Source organism: Aquabacter albus (genome assembly GCF_040049275.1).
GTDB lineage: Bacteria > Pseudomonadota > Alphaproteobacteria > Rhizobiales > Xanthobacteraceae > Aquabacter.
Genome location: NZ_JBDZDT010000008.1, coordinates 326,158 through 346,325 on the forward strand (window position 1 = coordinate 326,158; position 20,168 = coordinate 346,325).

The window sequence follows — 20,168 nt, forward strand, 5'->3', positions numbered from 1 at the left end:
TAAACATGGCCGAGTGGTCGCCGGCCTCCGTGGGGAGGCCATGCGCGGGAGCACAGCACGACGTGGCGACGACGCTCGGTGCCATAGCCAAACAGGTGGGCGTGGACGTGTCCCTGGTCTCGCGCGTCCTGCGCGGGGACGCCAAGGCGCGCATCTCCGAGGCCAAGCGCGCCCAGATCCTGAAGGTGGCGGCGGAGAGCGACTATCGCCCGAACCGCATCGGCCGCTCGCTGCGCACCGGCCGCGCCTTCATCCTCGGCATGCTGACGCCGGACATCACCAATCCCTTCCACTCGGTGATGTTCCGGGGGGTGGAGGAAGTGGCCATGGCCGGCGGCTACGACACCGTGCTCTGCAACACCGACGACAATCCCGAGCGCTGCCGCAAGCTCGTCTCCGTGCTCGCCGAAGGCCATATTGACGGGCTCCTGGTCGGCACCGCGCGGGCGAAGGACGAGGCCATCGAATGGCTGCGCGATGCGGGCCTGCCCTATCTCCTGGTGAACCGGCGCACGGCGCAGGATGTCGACCCCTGGGTGGGGCCGGACGATTTCGAGGCGGGGCGCCTCGGCTGCGCGCATCTGGCCGCCCTCGGCCACCGGCGCATCGCCTTCCTGATTTCCGATCTCGACGTCTGGAACCACCGCCGGCGGCTGGAGGGCTTCCTGGCGGGCCTTGCGGAGGCCGGAATAGACGAAGGCGAGGCGGTGATCGCCACCGACCTCAATACGCGGGCGCAGGCGAAAGCCTTCGTCTCCGATCTGCTGCGCCGGCCCAAGCGCACGCGGCCGACCGCGCTGTTCGCCCCGCAGACCATCGTCTCGCAGGGCGCGGTGGCGGCCATGTTCGAAGCCGGCGTCCGGGCCCCGGCCGCCATGTCCATCGTCGGCTTCAGCGCCACGACGGAACCTGACATCACGAGCATCTGCCCGCCGAACCTGGAAATGGGGCGCATGGCCGCCGAACACCTGCTCGCGCGCCTGATCGGGCCCGCCGAGGCGGCGCAGGCGCCGCTTGCGGTCATGCTGCCGGTGCGCCTTGTGGACCGCGGAACGACGGGGCCGGCGCCGGCCGGCCCCTGACGCTGCTCATTCGCGGGTGATGCCGGCCGCCTGGGCGACCTCCTTCCACATCTTGATCTCCTGCTCCATGCGCTGGCGCAGCTCCTTCTGCCCTTCGCCCTTCACCGCGAAGCCGGCGGTGAGCATCTTCTCCTTCACCTCCGGCTTCGCCATGATCTTCAGGATCTCGGTGGTGAGCCGGTCGATGATGGGCTGCGGCGTGCCGGTGGGCACCAGCACCATCTGCGAGGTCTCGGAGGAGGCGCCGGGCGCGCCCACCTGCGCCACCGTCGGCGTGTCGGACAGTTCCGGCCAGCGCTCGGTGCCGGTCTGCACCAGCGGCTTCAGCTTGCCCGCGCGCACATTGCCCATGACGCCGGCCACCGTGGTGGAGGACAGGTCCGTCTGCCCGCCCAGCACCGCGGTCATGGCCGGGCCAAGGCCGTTGAACGGCACGTGCAGGATGTCGAGGCCCAGCTTCTGCTTGATGAGCTCCATGGCGAGGTGCGGCGTCGAGCCGGTGCCGGGCGTCGCATAGGTGAGCTTGCCGGGATTGGCCTTCGCCTTCGCCACCAGTTCCTCGAACGTGTTCACCCCGGAGGACGGGCCCGCGAGCACCACGTTGGGCGAGGCGCCGAGATAGGCGACCGGCGCGAAATCCTTCAGCAAATCATAGGTCACCTTGCCGGTGGCGGGGTTCACCAGGGCCGAGCCCGAGGCCACCAGGATGGTGTAGCCGTCGGGCGCCGAGCGCGCGGCGACGGAGACGCCGATATCGCCGTTGGCACCGGGCTTGTTCACCACCACCACGCTCTGGCCGAGCACCGGGGTCAATTCGGCGGCGATGAGCCGGCCCAGAAGGTCATTGGACCCGCCGGGCGCGAAATGGACGATCACGGTGATCGCCCGGTCCGGCCACTCGGCCATGGCGCGGCCCGCAAAAGCCCCCGCCGCCAGGGCCAAGGCGAGGGAGAAACAAAGGAAGGTCCGTAAGCGCGACTTCAGGTCATGTCCAAGCTTTCTCATGGGCGTTGTCCTCCAGCTTTTGCTTATCTTTTTGCATCTCGCGTCGCCTCAGGCCGGGGCGCGCAGATTGACGTATCGCCGTGTCTCCGCCGAGCGGACGATGGCGTCGAAGACCTCCGCGCCGTGCAGCACATCGGCGATGGGCACCAGGAAGGGCCGCCGCTCGGTGATGGCGCGGGCGAAGTCCTCCAACTCGGCGCGGAGCATGTCGAAGCCCGGCCGCTTGATGATGTCCGGCGGCGGTGCCTTCACCGGACCCGTTGGCGCGGCGTCCGGAATGGGCGTGAAGCGGAAATTCTCGAGCGTGCTCTCCGACACCTCGGCATGGCCGCCGGTGCCGTAGACGGAAAGATTGTAATAGGGTCCGGTGGAGAGGCAGCAGAACAAGAGCCCGCTCACCCCGTTCTCGAAGGAGAGCAGCACGGAGGTGGTGTCGTCCATCACCGCCGTGCCGCGGCGCTCCACGACGCATTGGACACCCGCCACCCGGCCGGCGAACTCGATCATGTGGTCGAGCAGGTGCACGCCGATGGCGGTCATGGCGGCGGCAGGGGATTCGTGCGGATCGACCCGCCAGCCGCTGGCGGGCAGGAACGGCCCGGTGCCGGAGGTCTGCTGCCCCACGATGCCGCAGATCTTGCCCAGCCGGCCGTCCCGGAACCGCTTGCGCACCTCGCAGACGGAGGGGTGGAAGCGCCGCACGAAGCCGACCGCGAGCACGATGCCCGCTTTCTCCGCCGCCTCCGCCGCAGCGACGGCATCCGCGTGGTTCAGGGCCAGCGGCTTCTCCACGAAGATGTGCTTGCCGGCGGCCGCCGCCCGGCGCACCTGCTCCAGATGCTGGGAATGGGGCGTGGCGATCACCACCGCATCGATGGTGTCATCCTTGAGGATCGCGTCATAGGTTTCGCAGAAGGCGAGCCCCTTCTCGGCGCAGAACGCGTCCACCGTCGCACGATTGGGCGTGTGTGCGGCCACGAAGTGGATGTCCGCGCTCTCCCCTTGCACCGAATTGACCAGCGAGCGGCCCCAGCGGCCGAGCCCCAGGATTGCCGCGCGGATCATGCCGCAGTCTCCCCGTTAAGCCGCCCGAAAGGCGCCGTGCCCTCCTGGCACAGAGTGATCGCGTCGCCCTCCCCCGCCCCGTCCAGCAGCCCGACCGTAAGATGCAGCCCTTCGGGCGTCACCACGTTGGCGAGCCGCCTCGGCTGCCAGTCGGTCTGGCCGAGCACGTGGCGGATGGTAGTGATCTCTTCCACTCTGGCCTCGAACACCCGCGCCTCGGAGAAGGCCGCGCCGTGGCACCGCGCGCACAGGAGACGGCGGGGAAAGAACAGAGTGCTGCAGGCGTCGCAACGCCAGGCATTGACGCCGGGGATCATGGGGCGCGCTCCAGGACAGCGGCGGCCGCGGTGCCGCCATAGCGATACATGGTCATGCCGTAGCCCGTGGCGACCGCGCGCCGCGCGCCGGGCACCTGCCGTTCGCCAGCCCGCCCCTGGAGCTGGAGCACCGCCTCCGAGATGCCGTTGAGCCCGCCCGCCGGCCCGCCGGGCTGGCCCGCCGACATCATGCCGCCCCAGGTGTTGATGGGCGCGCGGTCCCTGCCGATGCGCTCGCGGGCGAAGCGCGCAAGGTCGCTGCCCGGGATCATGCCCAGATCGTCAAGTTGGGCCAGCACCATGGCGGGGTAGTCGTCATAGATGCTGGCGACGTCGATCTCGCTTGGCCCGAAGCCGGCGGCATCCCACAGCTCGGGCGCGAAGGTGGAGATGCCGGTGCGCAGGCCGTCCCCTTCCTGGTTGTCGTAATTGAAGCTGTTGCGGATCGCCTTCACCCGCACCGGCGCATGCGGCCCCCTGGCCGCATCGGGCCGCGTCACGATGATGGCCTGCGCACCCGCCACCACGGGCACGCAGTCGTAGCGGGTGAGCGGATCGGCCACCATGGGCGCGGCGAGATACTCCTCCATGGTGAGCGGGGCGCGATAGACCGCGAACGGGTTCTTGGCCGCCCAGGCGCGCTGGGCGATGGCCATGTGGCCATAGTCCGCCTTCTCCAGCCCGTAGGCCTTCATCTGGCGCGTGGTCACCAGGGAATAGACCCCGTTGGGGCCGCCATGGCCGAGCGGCGCGAGATGCTCGCTGGTGGCCCGGTTGTAGTTGGCGGCGATCTTGGCATAGCCGCCGAGCCCGGTGGCGTCGCCCGCTACCACGAGGATGTTCCTGGCCGCCCCGCAATGCACCCCGCGCGCGGCATGGCCCAGCATGTTCAGAGCGGAGGAGCCGCCATTGGTGTCCTGGTGCAGCCATTTAAGGGAGAGGCCGAGCCGCCAGGCGAGGTCCACCGCGGCATCGGGCGCAATCGAGAAGGAGGTCACCGCGAAGCCGTCGATCTCGGACGCGTCCATCCGGGCATCGGCCAGCGCGGCCACCACCGCGTCGCGGATGAAGGTGTGCGTCGACTGGTCGGGCTCGGGGCGCCGGACATATTGCGACTGGCCGACGGCCACGATGGCCGCCTCCAAACCCTGTGCCATTCGGCGTTTCCTTGTGCGTTCTTGTTTGAGATTGACTTGATCAATCGTTTGATCACAGATTAACGTCCATCACGACGCCGTCAAGCGGCATTTCCCGCATCCCGGCGTCGAAGCAAGAACGAAGAGGAGCAGACGGTGCAGAAGCCGCTCGAAGGAATCCGCGTGCTCGAGCTTGGGAATTTCATTGCCGCGCCCTTCTGCGGCACCATGCTGGCGGACATGGGGGCCGACATCATCAAGATCGAGCCGCCCCAGGGCGATATGGCCCGCGCCATGCCGCCCATCATCGAGGCGCAGAGCGCCACTTTCGTCGCCCTCAACCGCAACAAGCGCAGCCTTGTCCTGGACCTGAAGAAGCCCGAATCCGCCGAGATCGTCCGCGAGCTGGCCAAGACGGCGGACGTGCTGCTGGAGAATTACCGGCCCGGCGTGCTGGACAAGCTGGGGCTCGGCGCCGAGGCGATCCGGGCCGTCAATCCCGACATCGTCTACACCTCCGTCTCCGGCTACGGGCAGACCGGCCCGTTCCGCCGCCGGGCGGCGGTCAACCTCATCGTCGAGGCCGCCTCCGGCACGCTGTCCGTGAATGGCGAGGAAGGCGAGATGCCGGTCCGCCCGGGCGTGCAGACCGCCGACATGTTCGGCGCCATGTTCGCCACCTATGCGACCCTCGCCGGCCTCATCGGCAAGCTGCGCCACAAGACCGGACGCACGGTCGACGTCTCGCTGGTGGAATCCTCCATCGCGGTCGCTGCGTGGGAGACAGCCGAGTATCTGGCGGTCGGCACCGTGCCCGGCCAGATGGGCCATCGCCACCGCCTTAACGCGCCCTACCAGCTGTTCGAGACGGCGGACCGGCGCTATGTGGCCATCGGCACGCCCAACACCCAGCTCTTCCAGAAGTTCATGGAGGCCATCGGCCTTGCGGAGCACAATGCCGACCCGCGCTTTGCCACCTATGCCAGCCGCAAGGCCAATGAGGAGGCCCTCATCGCCCTGGTGGAACCGGCGATGAAGCGGTTCCCGGCGCTTCAGATCGAAGAGGCCATGGTGGAGATGGGCGTGCCGTGCGGCCTCGTGAACAATATCGAGGAGGCGCTGACCAACCCGCACAGCACTGAACGGGGTGTCATCACCACCGTCTCCCATCCGGTTCTCGGCGAAATGCGCACGGTGCGAAACCCCGTTCTGTTCGACGAAGGCGGCCCCGACGTGCGCAACCCAGCCCCGCTTTTGGGCCAGCATTCGGCCGAGGTGCTGCGGGAGATCGGGCTCTCTGACGGGCGCATCCGCGAACTCGCGGAGGCGGGCGTCACCAAGCTACCCGTGATGGCGGCAAGTTCGGCAGCCTGAGGCAAAGGCGGCCGGCCCCCTTCAGCCGCCGAGATACGCCTTCAGGAGATCCGGGCTGTCCAGCAGGGCCTGCGCCGTGTTTTCGGCGACCACGCGGCCCGTCTCGAAGACATAGGCGCGGCTTGCGACGCTGAGCGCGTTGTAGACGTTCTGCTCCACCAGAAGCACGGTGATGCCCTGCGTCTGCAATTCCCGGATCACGGCGAGCACCTCCTTCGCCATCATGGGGCTGAGACCGAGCGAGGGCTCGTCCAGAAGCAGCAGCCGCGGCGCCGACATGAGCGCCCGGCCGATGGCGAGCATCTGCTGCTCGCCGCCGGAAAGGGTGCCGGCGAGCTGGCGCCGCCGCTCCTTCAGGCGCGGGAAACGGACATAGATGCGCTCCATGCGCCGATCGATCTCGGCGCGGTCGGAAACCAGATAGGCGCCGAGGCGAAGGTTTTCCTCCACCATCATTTCGGGCCAGACGTGGCGCTCCTCGGGGCAGTGGGCGAGCCCCGCGCGCAGCACCGCGTCCGCCCCGCGCCCCGTGATGGAGGCGCCATCAAAGCGCACCTCGCCGGCGCTCGGCCGCATCAGGCCCGAAATGACGCGGAAGGTGGTGGTCTTGCCGGCGCCGTTGGCGCCGAGGAGCGCCACCACCTCGCCGGGCTCGACGCGCAGGTCGATGCCGTGCAGCGCCTTCGCCTTGCCATAGGCGGCCTCGACACCCTTCAATTCCAGGACGGGAGCCATTCTCACGCCTCCGCCTTGCCGAGATAGGCTTCCACCACGTGCGGGTCGGCGCGCACCTCCGCGGGACTTCCCTCGGCGAGCTTCCTGCCGAAATTCATCACCACGACGCGGTCGGATACGCTCATCACCAGGCTCATATTGTGTTCCACCAGGAGCAGGGCTTCGACGCGCGTGCCCACGAGCCCCTTCAGCAGCACCCCGAGCTGGATGGCCTCCTGGGAGTTCAGCCCGGCCGCCGGCTCGTCCAGCATCAGGAGGCGCGGTGCGGCGCCGAGCGCCACGCCGACCTCCAGAAGGCGCAGCTCGCCGCAGGACAGCGCGCTCGCCTCCGTGTCCGCCCGCGCCCCGAGGCCGATCTCGCGGACGATCTCCATGGCCTCTTCCCTCAGCCGCGTCTCGCTGGCGCGCACGCCGGCGCCGGGGAAGAAGGTCTTCCATAGGGAGAGCGTCCCCTGCCGGTGCCGCGCCGAGAGCACGTTCTCGAAAACGGTCAGCGGCTTCAGCACATTGGTCTTCTGGAACGAGCGGATGATGCCGCGCCGGGCGATCTCGTGGGGCTCGCGGCCGGTCACGTCGCTGCCGTCCACGCGCACGCGTCCCTCGCTCGGCTTGTAGAAGCCGGTGACGAGGTTGAAGCAGGTGGTCTTGCCGGCCCCGTTGGGGCCGATGAGGCTCACCACCTCGCCCTTGCTGACCGAGAAGCTGACCTTCGAGACCGCGGCGACGCCGCCGAAGCTCTTCGAGATGCCGTCTATGTCCAGCATGCCGTCCTCCTCAGGCCTTCGCCGCGCGCTCGCGCCGGCGCGCAAGGGCGCCGGCGAGGCCCTGGGGCATGAACAGCACCACCGCGATCACGATGAGCCCGAACAAGGAGAGCCGCAGCTCCTTGAAGTCGCGCAGATACTCCTCCAGCAGCACGACGATGACCGGGCCGATCACCGGCCCCACCAGCGTCCCCTTCCCGCCGAGGAGCACCATGATGATCATGGAGATCATGAACGAGAAGCCGAACACTTCCGGCCCCACGAAGGAGACGTAATGGGCATAGAAGGCGCCCGCGACGCCGGCCATGGCCGCCGCGATGACGAAGGTGAGGAGGCCGAGATAGAAGGGCCAGATGCCCACGGACTGGGCCACGAACCGGTTCTCGCGCACCGACACCGCGGCGCGGCCGAGGTTCGAGTTCACAAAGCGATAGGCGGCGTAGACGCAGAGCGCCGCAAGCCCGAGGCCCACATAGTAGAAGCCCACCTTCTGGTCGAGCATGGACAGCCCGACGAGGAAGGCGGGCTTGGGGATGCCGGCAATGCCCATGGGGCCGTTGGTGAGCCCCACCCAATTGTTGGCGACGATGCGCAGCACCTCCGCAAAGCAGAGCGTGATGATGACGAAGAACGGCCCGCGCAGGCGCAGCGTCACGGCGCCGATGACGAGGCCGAACAGCGCCGCGACCAGGCACGCCAGGATCACGTTCGCCACGAACGGCAGGCCGAACGTACTCGCGCCCAGCGCCGCCGTATAGGCGCCGATGCCGAGGAAGGCGGTGTGGCCCAGCGGGAACTCGCCCACATAGCCAACCATCAGGTTGAAGCTGGTGGCGAGCATGATGGAGAAGACCACCAGCACACCGATATGCATGAAATACTCATCCCGCAGCACCAGCGGAACGAGGAGCCCCACGGCGAGGGCGGCGAGGAGCATGTTGCGCTGAAGGACCATCACGCGCGCTCCGCCTGCTTGGAGAAGAGGCCGTAGGGCCGGACTAGCAGCATGGCGATCACCAAAGCGAAGCCCACCGCATCCACATAGCCGGAGGGGCCGTAGCCGCCCCAGATGGCCTCCACGAGGCCGAGCACGAGCCCGCCGACGATGGCGCCGGCGAAGCTGCCCATGCCCCCCAGGATCACCACCACGAAGGCTTTCAGACTTACGATGCCGCCGATGGTGGCCTGCGCCACATAGATGGAGCCGAGCAGCATGCCGGCGGTGCCTGCGAGCGCCGAGCCGAGCGCGAAGGTGAGGCCGTAGACGTGGCGGGTGCGGATGCCCACGAGGCGCGCGGCGGTCGCGTCCTGGAAGGTGGCGCGCATGGCGCGGCCCAGCGTCGTCTTCTGCACCAGGAGGTGCACGGCGAGGATCAGCACGGCGCACAGCGCCACGATGAAGAGCCGCGCCTGCGTCACCACCACGGGGCCGATGAAGACCGGGCGGTTGAGGAAGGGCGAAACCACCTTTAGAGGCGCGGTGCCCACCACCAGAAGCGCCGTGTTCACGATGAAGATGGAGAGGCCGATGGTGAGGAGGATTCCGGTCTCCGGCCCCTGGTCGCGCACCCGCTCGATGAGAAAGCGATCGATGAGGAGGCCGAACATGCCCATGCCGAGGATGACGATGGGCAGAGCGAGGAAGAAGTTCAGCCCCATGGCATTGGTCAGCGCCCAGCCGGCGAGGCCGCCGATCACGTAGAACTCGCCATGGGCGAAGTTCACCACGCGCATCAGGCCGAACACGAGCGTGAGGCCGAGCGCGGAGAGGGCGTAGAACGTGCCGTTGACGAGGCCGTTCGCGAGAAGCTGGAGAAGGAGATCCATCCGGAAAGGCCTTGCTGAATCGCGACGGGGCCGCGATGGCCGCAGAACAACCCTTCCCGCCTACGATGGGCCGAAGCGGGAAGGTGGTAGGCGGCAGTGACGCCGCCCAGATGGGATCACTCGACCGCGGTGCTTGCGACCTCGACCGGCACGCCCTTCTGGAGCTGCACCAGCACCACCGAGAAGCCGTGGGCCTGGCCCTTCTCGTCGAAGCGGAAGCGGCCGTTGGGGCCCTGATAGTCGGTCTTGGTCAGCGCCTCGCGGATCTTGTCGGGATCGGTCGAGCCCGCGCGCTGGATGGCGTCCATGACGATGTTCAGGGAATTGTATCCCGCCGCGCTATACTTGCCGGGCACCTCGTTGTAGCGCGCCTTATAGGCCGCGACGAACGCCTCGTTGAGCGGCGTCTTCATGGTGTAGGCGTAAGGCACCGCCGCATAGATCCCCTCGGCGGCATCGCCGGTGAGCTTGATGAAGTCGGCGGTGGCCCAGGAGCCGACGCCGAACACCTTCAGTTGCATGCCGAACTCGGCCTTCTGCTTCACGAAGATCGAGCCGTCCTGCGTCTCCGCCGCGACGAACACGCCGTCGGCGCCGGAGGCGCGCAGCTTGGTGAGGAGGGTGTAGAAATCGGACGTGCCGTGCTCGAAGAACTCCTTCATCACGGTGGTGGCGCCAAGCGAGGTCATCTGGCGCTCGAACTCATCCACACCACCCCGGCCCCAATCGTCGTTCACGCCGATATAGGCGACCTTCTTCAGCTTCATCTGGTCGTAGAGGATCTTGGCGAAGGACTTCGCCAGCAGCGCGTCGGTCTCCGTGGCGCGGAAGAACCATTTGTTGCCCTTCTCCGTCAGGGCGGCGCTGGAGGAGACACCCGTGACGAGCGGCAGCTTGTTGTTCTCGGCCACCGGCATCACCGCCAGGGTGGAGGAGGAGCAGAAGGCGCCCACCAGCGACACCACCTTGTCGCGCTGGATCAGCTTCTCGGCGGCATTCACGGAATTGGCGGGCTTGCACTGTCCGTCCTCGACGATGAGTTCCACCTTCTTGCCCAGCACCCCGCCCTTGGCGTTGCGCTCGTCCACGGCCTGCTTGGCGCCGTTGACGTCGGTGGTGCCGTTATAGGCGACGGACCCGGTGAGCGGCTGGATGAGGCCGATCTTCACCGTCTCCTGAGCAAATGCAGGGGCTAAAGCGAACGATGCGAGAACTGCCGCAAGGGGAAGCGAGGTCTTGAAGGAGGCTGACATCTTTCCATTCCTCTGGTCGGTCGGTGGAAGGGTCGCGGTTCGAGCCGCTTTTCTTCAGGCGGCGCGGCCGAACAGCCGGCGGAAGAAGCCGGCGATGCGGTCGCGCAGGATGGTGATGAACAGGTTCCCGCCGTCGAGCGGCTGGGCCGCGCGGGGTGGCGGCGAAAGCGTCTCCGACGGCATGCCGGCCGGGGACGCGGCGGCCTCGGGCGCCTGGGCGGCGAGGCGTTCGCGGAAATTCTTCACGAACTCCGCAGTGATGCGGTTGGCGATCTCCTGGATGATCCCGGCCTTGCCGAACTGGGCCAGGGCGCCCGCGAGATTGACCGTGCAGACCACGTGCACGCTGGTTCCCGCCCCGGTTTCCGACAGCGTGTAGGTCATGCAGCCATTGGCGCGGGAGGAGGAGCGCGCATCCGCGCCCTTGCCGGAGACCACCGCGCTCCAGTTCGCGGGATCACGCGCGATCTCCACTTCCCCGAGGAAGGTCGCCGCCAGCGGTCCGACCTTCACGGCAAAGGAGCCCTTGTGGCGGTTCTCGCCCAGCTCCTCCAGCAGTGCCGCGCCGGGCAGGCATTCCGCGACGAGGTGCACGTCGCTCATGGCGGCCCAGACTTCTGGGCGTGGCGCGGGAAGTTCGAACGTCTGCTCGATCTGCATCTATGCCTCCTCGGGCTGCTTGAGCGCCGCGGCGGCATGTTGGATGGAGCGCACGATGCCCTGGTAGCCGGTACATCGGCAGAGGTTTCCGCTGATGCCGGCGCGGATCTCGGCCGCGTCGGCGTCAGGCTTGCGGGCGAGGAGGTCGAGGCTGGTGATCAGCATGCCGGGCGTGCAGAAGCCGCACTGAAGGCCGTGCTTCTCGTGGAAGCTCTCCTTGATCACGCGCATGCGCGGATCGTCGGCCAGCCCCTCCAGGGTGCGGATGTCGGCGCCGTCCGCCGCCACGGCGAGCGTGATGCAGGAGCGTGCGGGCGCGCCGTCGAAGAGGATGGTGCAGGCCCCGCAGACGCCATGCTCGCAGCCGAGATGGGTCGCGGTGAGCCGCAGGTGCTCGCGCAGGAAATCGCCGAGGTGCAGGCGCGGCTCCACGAAGGCCTCGACGCGCTCGCCGTTCACGGTGAGGGAGATGGGCAGCTTCATGGACGGACAGCCTCCGCGATGGCGCGCGTCACGGCCGTGGCGTGCAAAGTGATGGCGGCGGGCGCAAGATCCCGGCCGGATCCGGCCAGTTCCGCCCTGACGATCTCGGCCAATGCCGCCCCGCCGGTGCCGGCGCAGGCGGCGGCAGCGCTCTGCGGCAGCAGGAGCGGCGCGCCGTCCAGAGCGCCGAGGGCAATGCGGCCTTCATTCCGCGCCGTGTCGATGAGGGCGATGACGAGGGATTCGGCATATTCCCCCGCCTTCACCGCCACCTTGTAGGTGCCCCAGCGCGTGGTGTCCGGTAGGCGCCGCACCTTGACGGCGGTGAGAAGCTCCGTCGGCTCCAGGATGGTGAAATAGGGGCCGAGCACGAAATCCTCGGCCTTCACCCACCGCTCGCCGGCCACGCCGACAATGCCGATCTCGGCATCGAGCGCGACCACGGTGGTCAGCCAGTCCGCGGCGGGGTCCGCCAGCGCCAAAGCGCCGCCGATGGTGCCGCGATTGCGCACCGCGCGATAGGCGATGCGCCCCGCCACATGGCGCATAAGCCCCCGCGTCACATCAGGCACGAGGCCGTCCTCGAAGGCGGCATGGGTGACGAGCGCACCATAGACCGCGCCGTCCGGCATCTCCTCAGCCCCCCGCAGCTCGGGCACGGCGCGCAGCTCCACCAGCGCGTCCACCGGCGTCAGCCGCAGGTTGAGCATGGGCACCAGCGACTGGCCGCCGGCCAGCGGCCGTGCTTCTCCCGCCGCCAGAAGGCCGAGCGCATCAGCGAGCGAAGAGGGACGGTGGAAGGCGAAGGGTGCGGGCTTCATGCCTGGGCCTCCGTGAGGGCTTCCAGCACCCGTTCCGGCGTCACGGGCGTGCGGGCGATCTCCACCCCATGGCCGCGCAACGCATCGTTGAGGGCATTGACCACGGCGGCGGGCGGCGAGATGGCGCCCCCTTCCCCCATGCCCTTGATGCCGAAGCGGGTGTGAGGCGAGGGCGTCTCCATGTGCAGCACCCGCACATCGGGCACTTCGCAGGCGCCGGGGATCATGTAATCGAGGAAGGTGGATGCGAGCGGCTGGCCGTTCTCGTCATAGGGGATTTCCTCGAACAGCGCCGTGCCGAGCCCCTGGGCGACGCCGCCCACCACCTGCGCCTCCACCAGCAGCGGGTTCACCATGGTCCCGCAATCGTGGCAGACCACGTAGTCGAGGATCTCGATAAGCCCCGTGCCGGGATCGAGCGCGACGGTGCAGGCGTGGGTGGCATAGGAGAAGGCGCCGGTGGAGCGGCCGGGCTGGTAGACCGCGCTCTCTTCCAGCGCCGGGTCCTCGCCTTCAGGCAGGCGCTCGGGATGGAGATAGGCGGCGTCCGCGATCTGGGCGAACGAGACGAACTGGTCGCCGAACCAGACCTGCCCGCCCTCCAGCCGCACGTCATCGCGCGGGGCCTGGAGGAGATGGGCGCCGATGCGCCGGATCTTCTCCGCCATCTGCCCGCAGGCCAGCGACACCGCCCCGCCCGCCATGGTCATGGAACGCGAGGCGAAGGTGCCCATGCCATAGGGCGAGAGCGAGCTGTCGCCATGGCGCACGATGACGTTGGAAACCGGGATGCCCAGTTCCTCATTGGCCACCTGGGCCAGCGTGGTCTCCAGGCCCTGGCCGTGGTTCTGGATACCCACGTGCAGGATCAGCTTGCCGTCGGGCGTGAAGCGCGCCAGCGCCGGCTCATAGCCGAACACCACGGGCAGGCCGCGCGCCACCCATTCCGCCGTGCCGTGGGCGGACTGCTCGGTATAGCTCGCCATGCCGAAGCCGATGAGGCGGCCATCCGGCTCGCCCTTCGCCTGTCGCGCGCGCAGGGTGTCGAGGCCAATGGCCTCCACCGCCCGGCGGGCGCATTCGGGATAGTCGCCGCTGTCGTAGAGCTTTCCCGTCACCGAGCGGTAGGGCATGGCTTCAGGCGGCACCATGTTCTCGATGCGCACCTCGGCCGGCTCACGCCCGGCGGCGCGGGCAACGGTATCGATCATGGTCTCGATGGCGAACGCGGCGCCGGTGCGGCCCACGCCGCGATAAGGGCCGAGCGGCGACTTGTTGGTGCAGACGGTGACCGCCGTGCCGTCATAGACCGGGATGTCGTAGGGCCCGGTCATGATGCCGGCGGACATGCCCGCCTCCATGGCCGCGGTCCAGGGCCATACCGAATAGGCCCCCGCATCCACGGTGACCCGCGCCTTCAGGCCCAGAAGCTTGCCGCGGGCATCGGCATAGGCGGTGAGGTCGTAGCGATGCTCGCGGGCGTGGGGCGAGGCGATGAGATGCTCGCGCCGGTCCTCGACCCAGCGCAGCGGCTTGCCGAGCTTGAGGGCGAGCGCGGCGACGGCCAGCTCTTCCGGGTTGAAATTGTTCTTGATGCCGAAGCCGCCGCCCACGTCGGGCGCCACCACGCGCAGCTTGCTCTCGGCGATGCCCAGGGAACGGGCGAGGATGGTGCGGATGACATGGGGAAACTGGGTGGAGGAATAGACCACCAGTTCGTCCATGCGCCGGTCGTGATGGGCGAGCACACCGCGCCCTTCCAGCGACACGCCGGCATGACGGCCCATGGCGAGCGCGCGATGGACGGTGATCGCCGCCTCGGCGGCCACCGCCGCGATGTCACCGGCGGAAATGCGGGTCTCCACCACCACATTGTCCGCCCAGTGCTCGTGCACCCGCGGCGCGCCCTCGGCGAGCGCCACGTCCATGTCCCAGAGCGGCGGAAGCTCCTCGAAATCGACGATGATCGATTGGGCGATGTCCTCCGCCTCGGCCCGCGTGGGGGCAAGGCAGATGGCGATCATCTCGCCCACAAACCGCACCTTGTCCCTGGCGAGGGCGGGATAGTCGGACGCCTTGAAGCCCTTGGCCGCACCTACGGCGGAGATGGGCTGGGCGAACGGAATATCGCTGGCGAAGAACACGCGGCCGCGGTGCTGCTCGGGCACCTCGATGCCGAGGATGCGGGCGTGGGCGAGCGGGCTGCGCAGGAACGCGACCTCCAGCATTCCGGGAAGCTGGATGTCCGCGAGATACTCGCCTTTCCCGTCCAGGAAGCGGCGGTCCTCGTTGCGCAGGACCGGGGCGCCCACACCTTGACCGGACCTCCCCTCAGCCTCAGCGGCTGCATTCATTATCCGCTCCGGTGTTTGTTTTTAGTCAATTTCGTATACGATATTTCGTCGCACGAAAGTCTGTCAAGCGTGCTTGAGGCCGTCTCGGCAATCGGGCATAGAAGGGCATGGGGCTCTTGAAGGGCGGCGCTCAGAAAACCGGCGGTCCGCCGGGGTGGAACGGGAGTTCATGGTCACGCAGGATCCGGCGGATGCCGCCATCGAGGTCGACCGTGATGACAGCGCGCTCATCATGCGCGAGCCCATCCACGACCAGATTCTGCCGCACATCCGGCGCGCCATCGTCGAGAGCCGCTTCAAGCCCGGCGAGCGCCTGTCCGAACCGCAGCTCTGCAAGCAATACGGCATCTCCCGCACCCCGCTGCGCCAGGCGCTGAAATCCCTGGAGGCCGAGGGCCTCGTGCGCCTCGTGCCCCATATCGGAGCCATCGTCACCGACCCCGACGTCGAGGACCTGGGCGAGAAGATGGACGTGCTGATGGCGCTGGAACAGCTCGCCGCCACGCGTGTGGCGCAGGCCCGGCGCCCGCGCGTCGTCTCGCGCATCCAGCGGATCTACGACAAGATGTGCAAGGCGGCGGAGAGCGGCGACCCGGACGCCTATTATCAGCTCAACGACACGTTCCACCGGGCCATCGTCACGGGCTGCGAGAATGCGACGCTCGAGACCATGCACCAGAACATCATGTGGCACGTCCATCGCGAGCGGCACCGCGTGAACACGCACGAGCCCTTTTCGGTCCATGCCGCCGAGCACCATGCGGAGATCGTCAACGCCATTGTCGAGGGCAACGGCGACGCGGCCGGGCGCGCCATGCGCCAGCATCTGGAGGAAGTCGCCCGCGTGCTCCTCGCGCACCGAAAAGGCGAGTAACCCCTAAGCCGCCGCTGACGCCCCTCGCTGGCACGTCTCTGTTCGCCCGGAAGATGGCCGTGGAGCCCCGCCTCGGCGTTGCGCAACTGATATTGCGTGGCGAAGACGATGCCTATCTGCGGCTCCGGCAGCCGGAAGGATGGACAGGCCGCAGCCTTCCAGGACGAGGGCAGGACCGCGAGACCGTTGAAGAGAGCCTTGTCCGAGCCGGCAAGCCGGCGCGTCTTCCGGCATTGCCGGGCCCGGTCCGCAATGTATTGACGGCGCTGGGTCAAGCAGCGGCCCCACGCTCAAGAGCATGCCTTGCCGTCCACCGGTCGTGTTGACAATCCCGGCAGCATGACATTTCATTGATATGAAACAAAACAAACGTATTGCCAAGCAATACGATAAATTTACAAACCTTCTTGGGACGTGTCTTTGCATATGCTGGAGGAAGCTCCCCCTCCGACGAACCGTTGTGAAGCAAGGTGCCGCCCCTCACAGGGAGCGCTGGGTGCCTGCTTATTGAGTTGCGGCTCAAATATGCCCCCGCCTGACAGACACAGCAGGTAAGCCCCATGCCTTTGCTCGAAGTGCGAGATCTCAAGGTCCACTTGAAGAGCAGTGAAGGCAGCGTCCGCGCCGTGGATGGGGTGAGCTTCTCCATCAATGCGGGAGAGACCCTCGGACTGGTCGGGGAATCCGGCAGCGGCAAGAGCATCACCGCCATGTCGCTCCTCTCCCTGATCGAGAGGACGAAGATCGCCCATCACTCAGGCGAGATCCTCTTCGAGGGACGGGACATCAGCAACCTGTCGTCGGCCGAGCTGCGCACCCTGCGCGGCAACGAGATCACCATGATCTTCCAGGAGCCCATGACATCGCTGAACCCGGTGCTGACGGTGGGCTGGCAGATCAGCGAAGTGCTCGTGCGCCACCGCGGCATGTCGCGCCGCGCGGCAGCGGCAGAGGCGGTGGAGCTGCTGGCGCGCGTGGGCATCCCCTCCCCACGGGAGCGGGCGCGGGATTTTCCCCATCGCCTGTCCGGCGGCATGCGCCAGAGGGTGATGATCGCCATGGCCATCGCCTGCCGCCCCAAGCTCCTCATCGCCGACGAGCCCACCACCGCGCTTGATGTGACGGTGCAGGCGCAGATCCTCGAACTGATCGACGGCCTGAAGCGGGAGCTGAACATGGGGGTGCTGCTCATCACCCACAATTTCGGCATCGTCGTGCAGACGGCGGAGCGCACCGCCGTGATGTATGCAGGGCGGATCGTGGAGAGCGCCGCCACCGTCGACCTGTTCGACCGGCCGGGCCACCCCTATACGGCCGGCCTGCTCGGCGCCATGCCGCGGCTGGGAGATCGGGCGCGCCACGGGCGCCATCGGCTGCGGGAAATTCCAGGCATCGTGCCGCGCCTCACCGTTGAGCGACGCACATGCAGCTTCGCGCCCCGCTGCAATCAGCGGTTCGCCGCCTGCATCGAGAGCCAGCCCCCCGCCTTCGAGCTGGAAGCCGGCCACAGCGCCCGCTGCTTTGCCGCCGCCCGCGAGGCGGGGCTCCTGACGGAGGGCGCGGCGTGAGCGAAGGCGACACCATCCTGCAGGTGCGGGGGCTCACCAAGCATTTCGTCGCCCGCGGCGGGCTGCTCGGGCGGGAAACCGGACGGGTGCGCGCCGTGGACGGGCTCGACCTCGACGTGCGGCGCGGCGAGACCTTGGGGCTGGTGGGGGAGTCCGGTTGCGGCAAGTCCACGACGGGTCGGCTGATCCTGCGCCTCATCGAGCCGGACGAGGGGTCGGTGCGCTTCGAGGGCCGGGACATCGTCGCCGGCAGCCAGGCCGACATGCGCCTGCTCCGGCGCGACATGCAGTTCGTGTTCCAGGACCCCTACGCCTCGCTGAACCCGCGCCTGTCCGTGGGCGAGATCGTCGAGGAGCCGCTCATCGTCCACGGGGTCGGCTCCCCCGGCGAGCGGCGCGAGCGCATCGCCACGACGCTCCGCCGCGTGGGCATCCGGCCGGAGCTCATGGGCCGCTATCCCCATGAGTTCAGCGGCGGGCAGCGCCAGCGCATCGGCATCGCGCGCGCCCTCGTGCTGGGGCCGAAGCTCATCATCGCCGACGAGCCTCTCTCGGCCCTCGACGTCTCGGTCCAGGCCAGCGTGATGAACCTGATGCAGGAGATCCAGGAGGAATTCGGCATCTCCTTCATCCTGATCGCCCACGACCTCGCGGCAGTCGAGCACATGAGCCACCAGGTGGCCGTCATGTATCTCGGACGGATCGTGGAAGTGGCGCCGGCGGAAGAGCTCTACGCCGCGCCAAAGCACCCCTACACGCAGATCCTGCTGCAGTCCGTCCCGCCCCTCGACCCGCATCTGCCGCGCTCCTGGCCGCGCATCGAAGGCGAGGTGCCGAGCCCCATGCGACCGCCCTCGGGCTGCCCTTTCCATCCCCGGTGCCCGGCACGGATGGCCGTGTGCAGTGTCGAGCGCCCGCCGCTTCAGGCCCTGCCCGGCGGGCGGCGTGTGGCCTGCCATCTCTACGACGCTGAAGGCTCGACGGAAGCGGGGGTCAACTGATGCTCACCTTCCTTGTCCGTCGACTCATGCAGCTCATCCCCGTGGTGTTCGGCGTGTCGCTGATCGTCTTCCTGATGATCCACGTCATCCCGGGAGATCCGGCCCAGCTCATCGCCGGGCCCGATGCCACGCCGGAGGACGTGGAGGTGGTGCGCACCTCGCTGGGGCTCGACCGCCCCTTGCCGGTTCAGTATCTGAGCTTCGTCGGCAAGGCGCTCACCGGCGACCTCGGCATGAGCTTCCGCACCGGCCGTCCGGTGACCGAGGAGATCGGCGCGCGCTACGGCAACACGCTGGCGCTGGGCCTCGTGGCCATGGCGTTCGGCACCCTGGTCGGCCTCGCCGTCGGCATCGTCACCGCGGTCTTCCGCGGCGGCTGGATCGACAACACGGTCCTCGGCATATCCCTTCTGGGCATATCCGTGCCGCCCTTCTTTCTCGGCATCCTCCTGATGCTGCTCTTCTCCGTGGAGCTGAACTGGCTGCCCCTCACCGGAATGGGAAGCTGGCAGAACTTCGTGCTTCCCTCCCTGACCCTGGGCATCCCCAACGTCGCCGTGATCGCGCGCATCACCCGCGCGAACCTCGTGGAGGTACTTCAGCAGGATTATGTGCGCACGGCCCAGGCCAAGGGGCTTCCGGGAACCGTCGTGGTCCTGCGGCACGCGCTGCGCAACGCGCTGATCCCCGTGGTCACCGTGGTCGGCCTCCAGATGGGCTACCTGCTGGGCGGCGCGGTGGTCACCGAGACGGTGTTCGCCTGGCCCGGCATCGGCCGGCTCCTGATCCAGTCCATCTCCTCGCGCGACTTCCCCATGGTGCAGGCCTCCGTGCTGATGCTGGCGCTGACCTTCGTGCTGATCAACCTCATCAGCGACATCCTCTACCGCCTCGTCGACCCGCGGATCGAAATCAAATGAGCGCGCACACGCAGGATTACGCGCCGCGGGAACTGGACACCTCCCTGCCCCTCCCGCTCGCCGAAGAAGAGGCCGCCGCGCCGCGCAGCCGGCTGCAGCGGCAATGGTCCCAGTTCCGGCGCTCCAAGCTGGCACTGCCGGGCGCGGTGATCGTCATCGTCTTCATCCTGCTGGCCATCGCAGCGCCCGTTCTGGCGCCGTGGGATCCTTATGAAAACAACCTGATGGATATGCTCGTGCCCCCGAGCTGGGCGCATCCGTTCGGCACGGACGAACTCGGCCGGGACATCCTCTCGCGCATCCTCTACGGCGCGCGCCTGTCCATGGTGGAAGGGCTATTCTCCGTGGGCCTCGCCATGATCGTCGGCGTGCCCTTCGGCATGCTCGCCGCCTATGTGGGCGGGCGCACCGACACCGTGCTGATGCGCATCATCGACGTGCTGCTGGCCTTTCCCGGCGTCCTGCTCGCCATCGTCATCGTGAGCATTCTGGGCGCGAGCCTCATCAACGCGATGATCGCGGTGGCGATCTACACCATGCCCATCTTCGCGCGCCTTGCGCGCGGCTCAACGCTCTCGGTCAAGCAGGAGCCGTATATCGAGGCGTGCCGCGCCGTGGGCATGACCCATTCGCGCATCCTGTTCCGGCACATCCTGCCCAACATCGCATCGACACTCTGGGTGATGGCGGCGCTGCGCGTGAGCCTGGCGATCCTCACCGCCTCCAGCCTGAGCTTTCTCGGCCTCGGCGCGCAGCCCCCCTCGCCCGAATGGGGCGCCATGCTGGCCACCGGGCGCAACTACATGCTCATCGCGCCGCATGTGGCGCTGTTCCCGGGCGCGGCCATCGTGCTGCTGGTGCTGGGGCTGAACCTGCTCCAGGACGGCCTGCGCATGGCCCTCGACCCCAAGATGGCGGAACGCTGATGC

Annotated in this window: 20 protein-coding genes; 7 read left to right on the plus strand and 13 right to left on the minus strand. The window is 68.0% G+C overall.

Features of this window, described 5'->3' with window-relative positions:
- Positions 1-62 precede the first annotated feature (62 nt).
- The gene (locus tag ABLE91_RS21655) at positions 63-1,082 is read left to right on the plus strand and encodes a LacI family DNA-binding transcriptional regulator (RefSeq protein ID WP_348934200.1); all 1,020 of its coding nucleotides are present in this window, start codon (positions 63-65) and stop codon (positions 1,080-1,082) included.
- Positions 1,083-1,088: 6 nt separating this feature from the next.
- Here the strand turns inward: ABLE91_RS21655 and ABLE91_RS21660 are convergent, their stop codons facing one another.
- Genes ABLE91_RS21660 through ABLE91_RS21675 form a run of 4 tightly spaced genes read right to left on the minus strand, consistent with a single transcriptional unit; the run spans position 1,089 to position 4,626 of the window.
- Positions 1,089-2,087 (minus strand): Bug family tripartite tricarboxylate transporter substrate binding protein, encoded by a 999-nt coding sequence (locus ABLE91_RS21660; RefSeq protein WP_348934202.1) that lies wholly within the window; start codon positions 2,085-2,087, stop codon positions 1,089-1,091.
- 48 nt (positions 2,088-2,135) lie between these two features.
- Complete coding sequence (locus ABLE91_RS21665; protein ID WP_348934203.1) at positions 2,136-3,152, minus strand: Gfo/Idh/MocA family protein; 1,017 nt, start codon at positions 3,150-3,152, stop codon at positions 2,136-2,138.
- Positions 3,149-3,469 (minus strand): zinc ribbon domain-containing protein, encoded by a 321-nt coding sequence (locus ABLE91_RS21670; protein ID WP_348934205.1) that lies wholly within the window; start codon positions 3,467-3,469, stop codon positions 3,149-3,151. Before ABLE91_RS21670 ends, ABLE91_RS21665 begins: the two co-directional genes overlap by 4 nt.
- Positions 3,466-4,626 (minus strand): thiolase family protein, encoded by a 1,161-nt coding sequence (locus ABLE91_RS21675; protein ID WP_348934207.1) that lies wholly within the window; start codon positions 4,624-4,626, stop codon positions 3,466-3,468. Before ABLE91_RS21675 ends, ABLE91_RS21670 begins: the two co-directional genes overlap by 4 nt.
- A gap of 135 nt (positions 4,627-4,761) precedes the next feature.
- Here ABLE91_RS21675 and ABLE91_RS21680 point away from each other — a divergent pair, with 135 nt between their 5' ends.
- Positions 4,762-5,979 (plus strand): CaiB/BaiF CoA transferase family protein, encoded by a 1,218-nt coding sequence (locus tag ABLE91_RS21680; RefSeq protein ID WP_348934208.1) that lies wholly within the window; start codon positions 4,762-4,764, stop codon positions 5,977-5,979.
- 21 nt (positions 5,980-6,000) lie between these two features.
- Here the strand turns inward: ABLE91_RS21680 and ABLE91_RS21685 are convergent, their stop codons facing one another.
- The 9 genes from ABLE91_RS21685 to ABLE91_RS21725 form a co-directional block, all read right to left on the minus strand.
- Positions 6,001-6,714, minus strand: coding sequence for an ABC transporter ATP-binding protein (locus ABLE91_RS21685; RefSeq protein ID WP_348934210.1), 714 nt, complete (start codon positions 6,712-6,714; stop codon positions 6,001-6,003).
- A 2-nt stretch (positions 6,715-6,716) separates the two neighbouring features.
- On the minus strand, positions 6,717-7,478 hold the full coding sequence (locus tag ABLE91_RS21690; RefSeq protein WP_348934211.1) for an ABC transporter ATP-binding protein: 762 nt from the start codon (positions 7,476-7,478) through the stop codon (positions 6,717-6,719).
- A gap of 10 nt (positions 7,479-7,488) precedes the next feature.
- Positions 7,489-8,433 (minus strand): branched-chain amino acid ABC transporter permease, encoded by a 945-nt coding sequence (locus ABLE91_RS21695; protein WP_348934213.1) that lies wholly within the window; start codon positions 8,431-8,433, stop codon positions 7,489-7,491.
- Positions 8,433-9,305 (minus strand): branched-chain amino acid ABC transporter permease, encoded by an 873-nt coding sequence (locus tag ABLE91_RS21700; RefSeq protein WP_348934214.1) that lies wholly within the window; start codon positions 9,303-9,305, stop codon positions 8,433-8,435. The genes ABLE91_RS21695 and ABLE91_RS21700 overlap by 1 nt, the downstream gene beginning before the upstream one ends.
- A 116-nt stretch (positions 9,306-9,421) precedes the next feature.
- On the minus strand, positions 9,422-10,558 hold the full coding sequence (locus tag ABLE91_RS21705; RefSeq protein WP_348934216.1) for an ABC transporter substrate-binding protein: 1,137 nt from the start codon (positions 10,556-10,558) through the stop codon (positions 9,422-9,424).
- 54 nt (positions 10,559-10,612) lie between these two features.
- Positions 10,613-11,218: an SRPBCC family protein gene (locus ABLE91_RS21710; protein ID WP_348934217.1), complete on the minus strand. Its 606-nt coding sequence runs from the start codon at positions 11,216-11,218 to the stop codon at positions 10,613-10,615.
- On the minus strand, positions 11,219-11,701 hold the full coding sequence (locus ABLE91_RS21715; protein ID WP_348934219.1) for a (2Fe-2S)-binding protein: 483 nt from the start codon (positions 11,699-11,701) through the stop codon (positions 11,219-11,221).
- Entirely contained in the window at positions 11,698-12,522 is an 825-nt protein-coding gene (locus tag ABLE91_RS21720; RefSeq protein WP_348934220.1) for an FAD binding domain-containing protein, read from the minus strand. The genes ABLE91_RS21715 and ABLE91_RS21720 overlap by 4 nt, the downstream gene beginning before the upstream one ends.
- A complete protein-coding gene (locus ABLE91_RS21725; protein ID WP_348934221.1) occupies positions 12,519-14,876 on the minus strand; it encodes a xanthine dehydrogenase family protein molybdopterin-binding subunit in 2,358 nt (785 codons plus the stop codon). The genes ABLE91_RS21720 and ABLE91_RS21725 overlap by 4 nt, the downstream gene beginning before the upstream one ends.
- Before the next feature lie 169 nt (positions 14,877-15,045).
- Between ABLE91_RS21725 and ABLE91_RS21730 the strand changes: the two genes are divergently transcribed.
- From ABLE91_RS21730 to ABLE91_RS21750, 5 genes are all read left to right on the plus strand, one after another.
- Positions 15,046-15,750, plus strand: a complete 705-nt coding sequence (locus ABLE91_RS21730; RefSeq protein ID WP_348934222.1) for a GntR family transcriptional regulator — start codon at positions 15,046-15,048, stop codon at positions 15,748-15,750.
- A 560-nt stretch (positions 15,751-16,310) separates the two neighbouring features.
- Positions 16,311-17,318 carry an ABC transporter ATP-binding protein gene (locus ABLE91_RS21735; RefSeq protein WP_348934224.1) on the plus strand — a complete coding sequence of 336 codons (1,008 nt, stop codon included), beginning with the start codon at positions 16,311-16,313 and terminating at the stop codon, positions 17,316-17,318.
- Positions 17,315-18,319, plus strand: coding sequence for an ABC transporter ATP-binding protein (locus ABLE91_RS21740; RefSeq protein ID WP_348934226.1), 1,005 nt, complete (start codon positions 17,315-17,317; stop codon positions 18,317-18,319). The genes ABLE91_RS21735 and ABLE91_RS21740 overlap by 4 nt, the downstream gene beginning before the upstream one ends.
- Positions 18,319-19,239 (plus strand): ABC transporter permease, encoded by a 921-nt coding sequence (locus ABLE91_RS21745; RefSeq protein WP_348934227.1) that lies wholly within the window; start codon positions 18,319-18,321, stop codon positions 19,237-19,239. Before ABLE91_RS21740 ends, ABLE91_RS21745 begins: the two co-directional genes overlap by 1 nt.
- Positions 19,236-20,165 (plus strand): ABC transporter permease, encoded by a 930-nt coding sequence (locus tag ABLE91_RS21750; protein ID WP_348934229.1) that lies wholly within the window; start codon positions 19,236-19,238, stop codon positions 20,163-20,165. Before ABLE91_RS21745 ends, ABLE91_RS21750 begins: the two co-directional genes overlap by 4 nt.
- Positions 20,166-20,168: the final 3 nt, after the last annotated feature.

Coding starts and splice junctions, on each gene's coding strand:
- ABLE91_RS21705 (WP_348934216.1), bottom strand. CDS start 10,558: ATGTCAGCCTCCTTCAAGACCTCGCTTCCCCTTGCGGCAGTTCTCGCA.
- ABLE91_RS21700 (WP_348934214.1), bottom strand. CDS start 9,305: ATGGATCTCCTTCTCCAGCTTCTCGCGAACGGCCTCGTCAACGGCACG.
- ABLE91_RS21660 (WP_348934202.1), bottom strand. CDS start 2,087: ATGAGAAAGCTTGGACATGACCTGAAGTCGCGCTTACGGACCTTCCTT.
- ABLE91_RS21670 (WP_348934205.1), bottom strand. CDS start 3,469: ATGATCCCCGGCGTCAATGCCTGGCGTTGCGACGCCTGCAGCACTCTG.
- ABLE91_RS21745 (WP_348934227.1), top strand. CDS start 18,319: ATGCTCACCTTCCTTGTCCGTCGACTCATGCAGCTCATCCCCGTGGTG.
- ABLE91_RS21665 (WP_348934203.1), bottom strand. CDS start 3,152: ATGATCCGCGCGGCAATCCTGGGGCTCGGCCGCTGGGGCCGCTCGCTG.
- ABLE91_RS21735 (WP_348934224.1), top strand. CDS start 16,311: ATGCCTTTGCTCGAAGTGCGAGATCTCAAGGTCCACTTGAAGAGCAGT.
- ABLE91_RS21730 (WP_348934222.1), top strand. CDS start 15,046: ATGGTCACGCAGGATCCGGCGGATGCCGCCATCGAGGTCGACCGTGAT.
- ABLE91_RS21715 (WP_348934219.1), bottom strand. CDS start 11,701: ATGAAGCTGCCCATCTCCCTCACCGTGAACGGCGAGCGCGTCGAGGCC.
- ABLE91_RS21750 (WP_348934229.1), top strand. CDS start 19,236: ATGAGCGCGCACACGCAGGATTACGCGCCGCGGGAACTGGACACCTCC.
- ABLE91_RS21685 (WP_348934210.1), bottom strand. CDS start 6,714: ATGGCTCCCGTCCTGGAATTGAAGGGTGTCGAGGCCGCCTATGGCAAG.
- ABLE91_RS21710 (WP_348934217.1), bottom strand. CDS start 11,218: ATGCAGATCGAGCAGACGTTCGAACTTCCCGCGCCACGCCCAGAAGTC.
- ABLE91_RS21725 (WP_348934221.1), bottom strand. CDS start 14,876: ATGAATGCAGCCGCTGAGGCTGAGGGGAGGTCCGGTCAAGGTGTGGGC.
- ABLE91_RS21695 (WP_348934213.1), bottom strand. CDS start 8,433: ATGGTCCTTCAGCGCAACATGCTCCTCGCCGCCCTCGCCGTGGGGCTC.
- ABLE91_RS21720 (WP_348934220.1), bottom strand. CDS start 12,522: ATGAAGCCCGCACCCTTCGCCTTCCACCGTCCCTCTTCGCTCGCTGAT.
- ABLE91_RS21690 (WP_348934211.1), bottom strand. CDS start 7,478: ATGCTGGACATAGACGGCATCTCGAAGAGCTTCGGCGGCGTCGCCGCG.
- ABLE91_RS21675 (WP_348934207.1), bottom strand. CDS start 4,626: ATGGCACAGGGTTTGGAGGCGGCCATCGTGGCCGTCGGCCAGTCGCAA.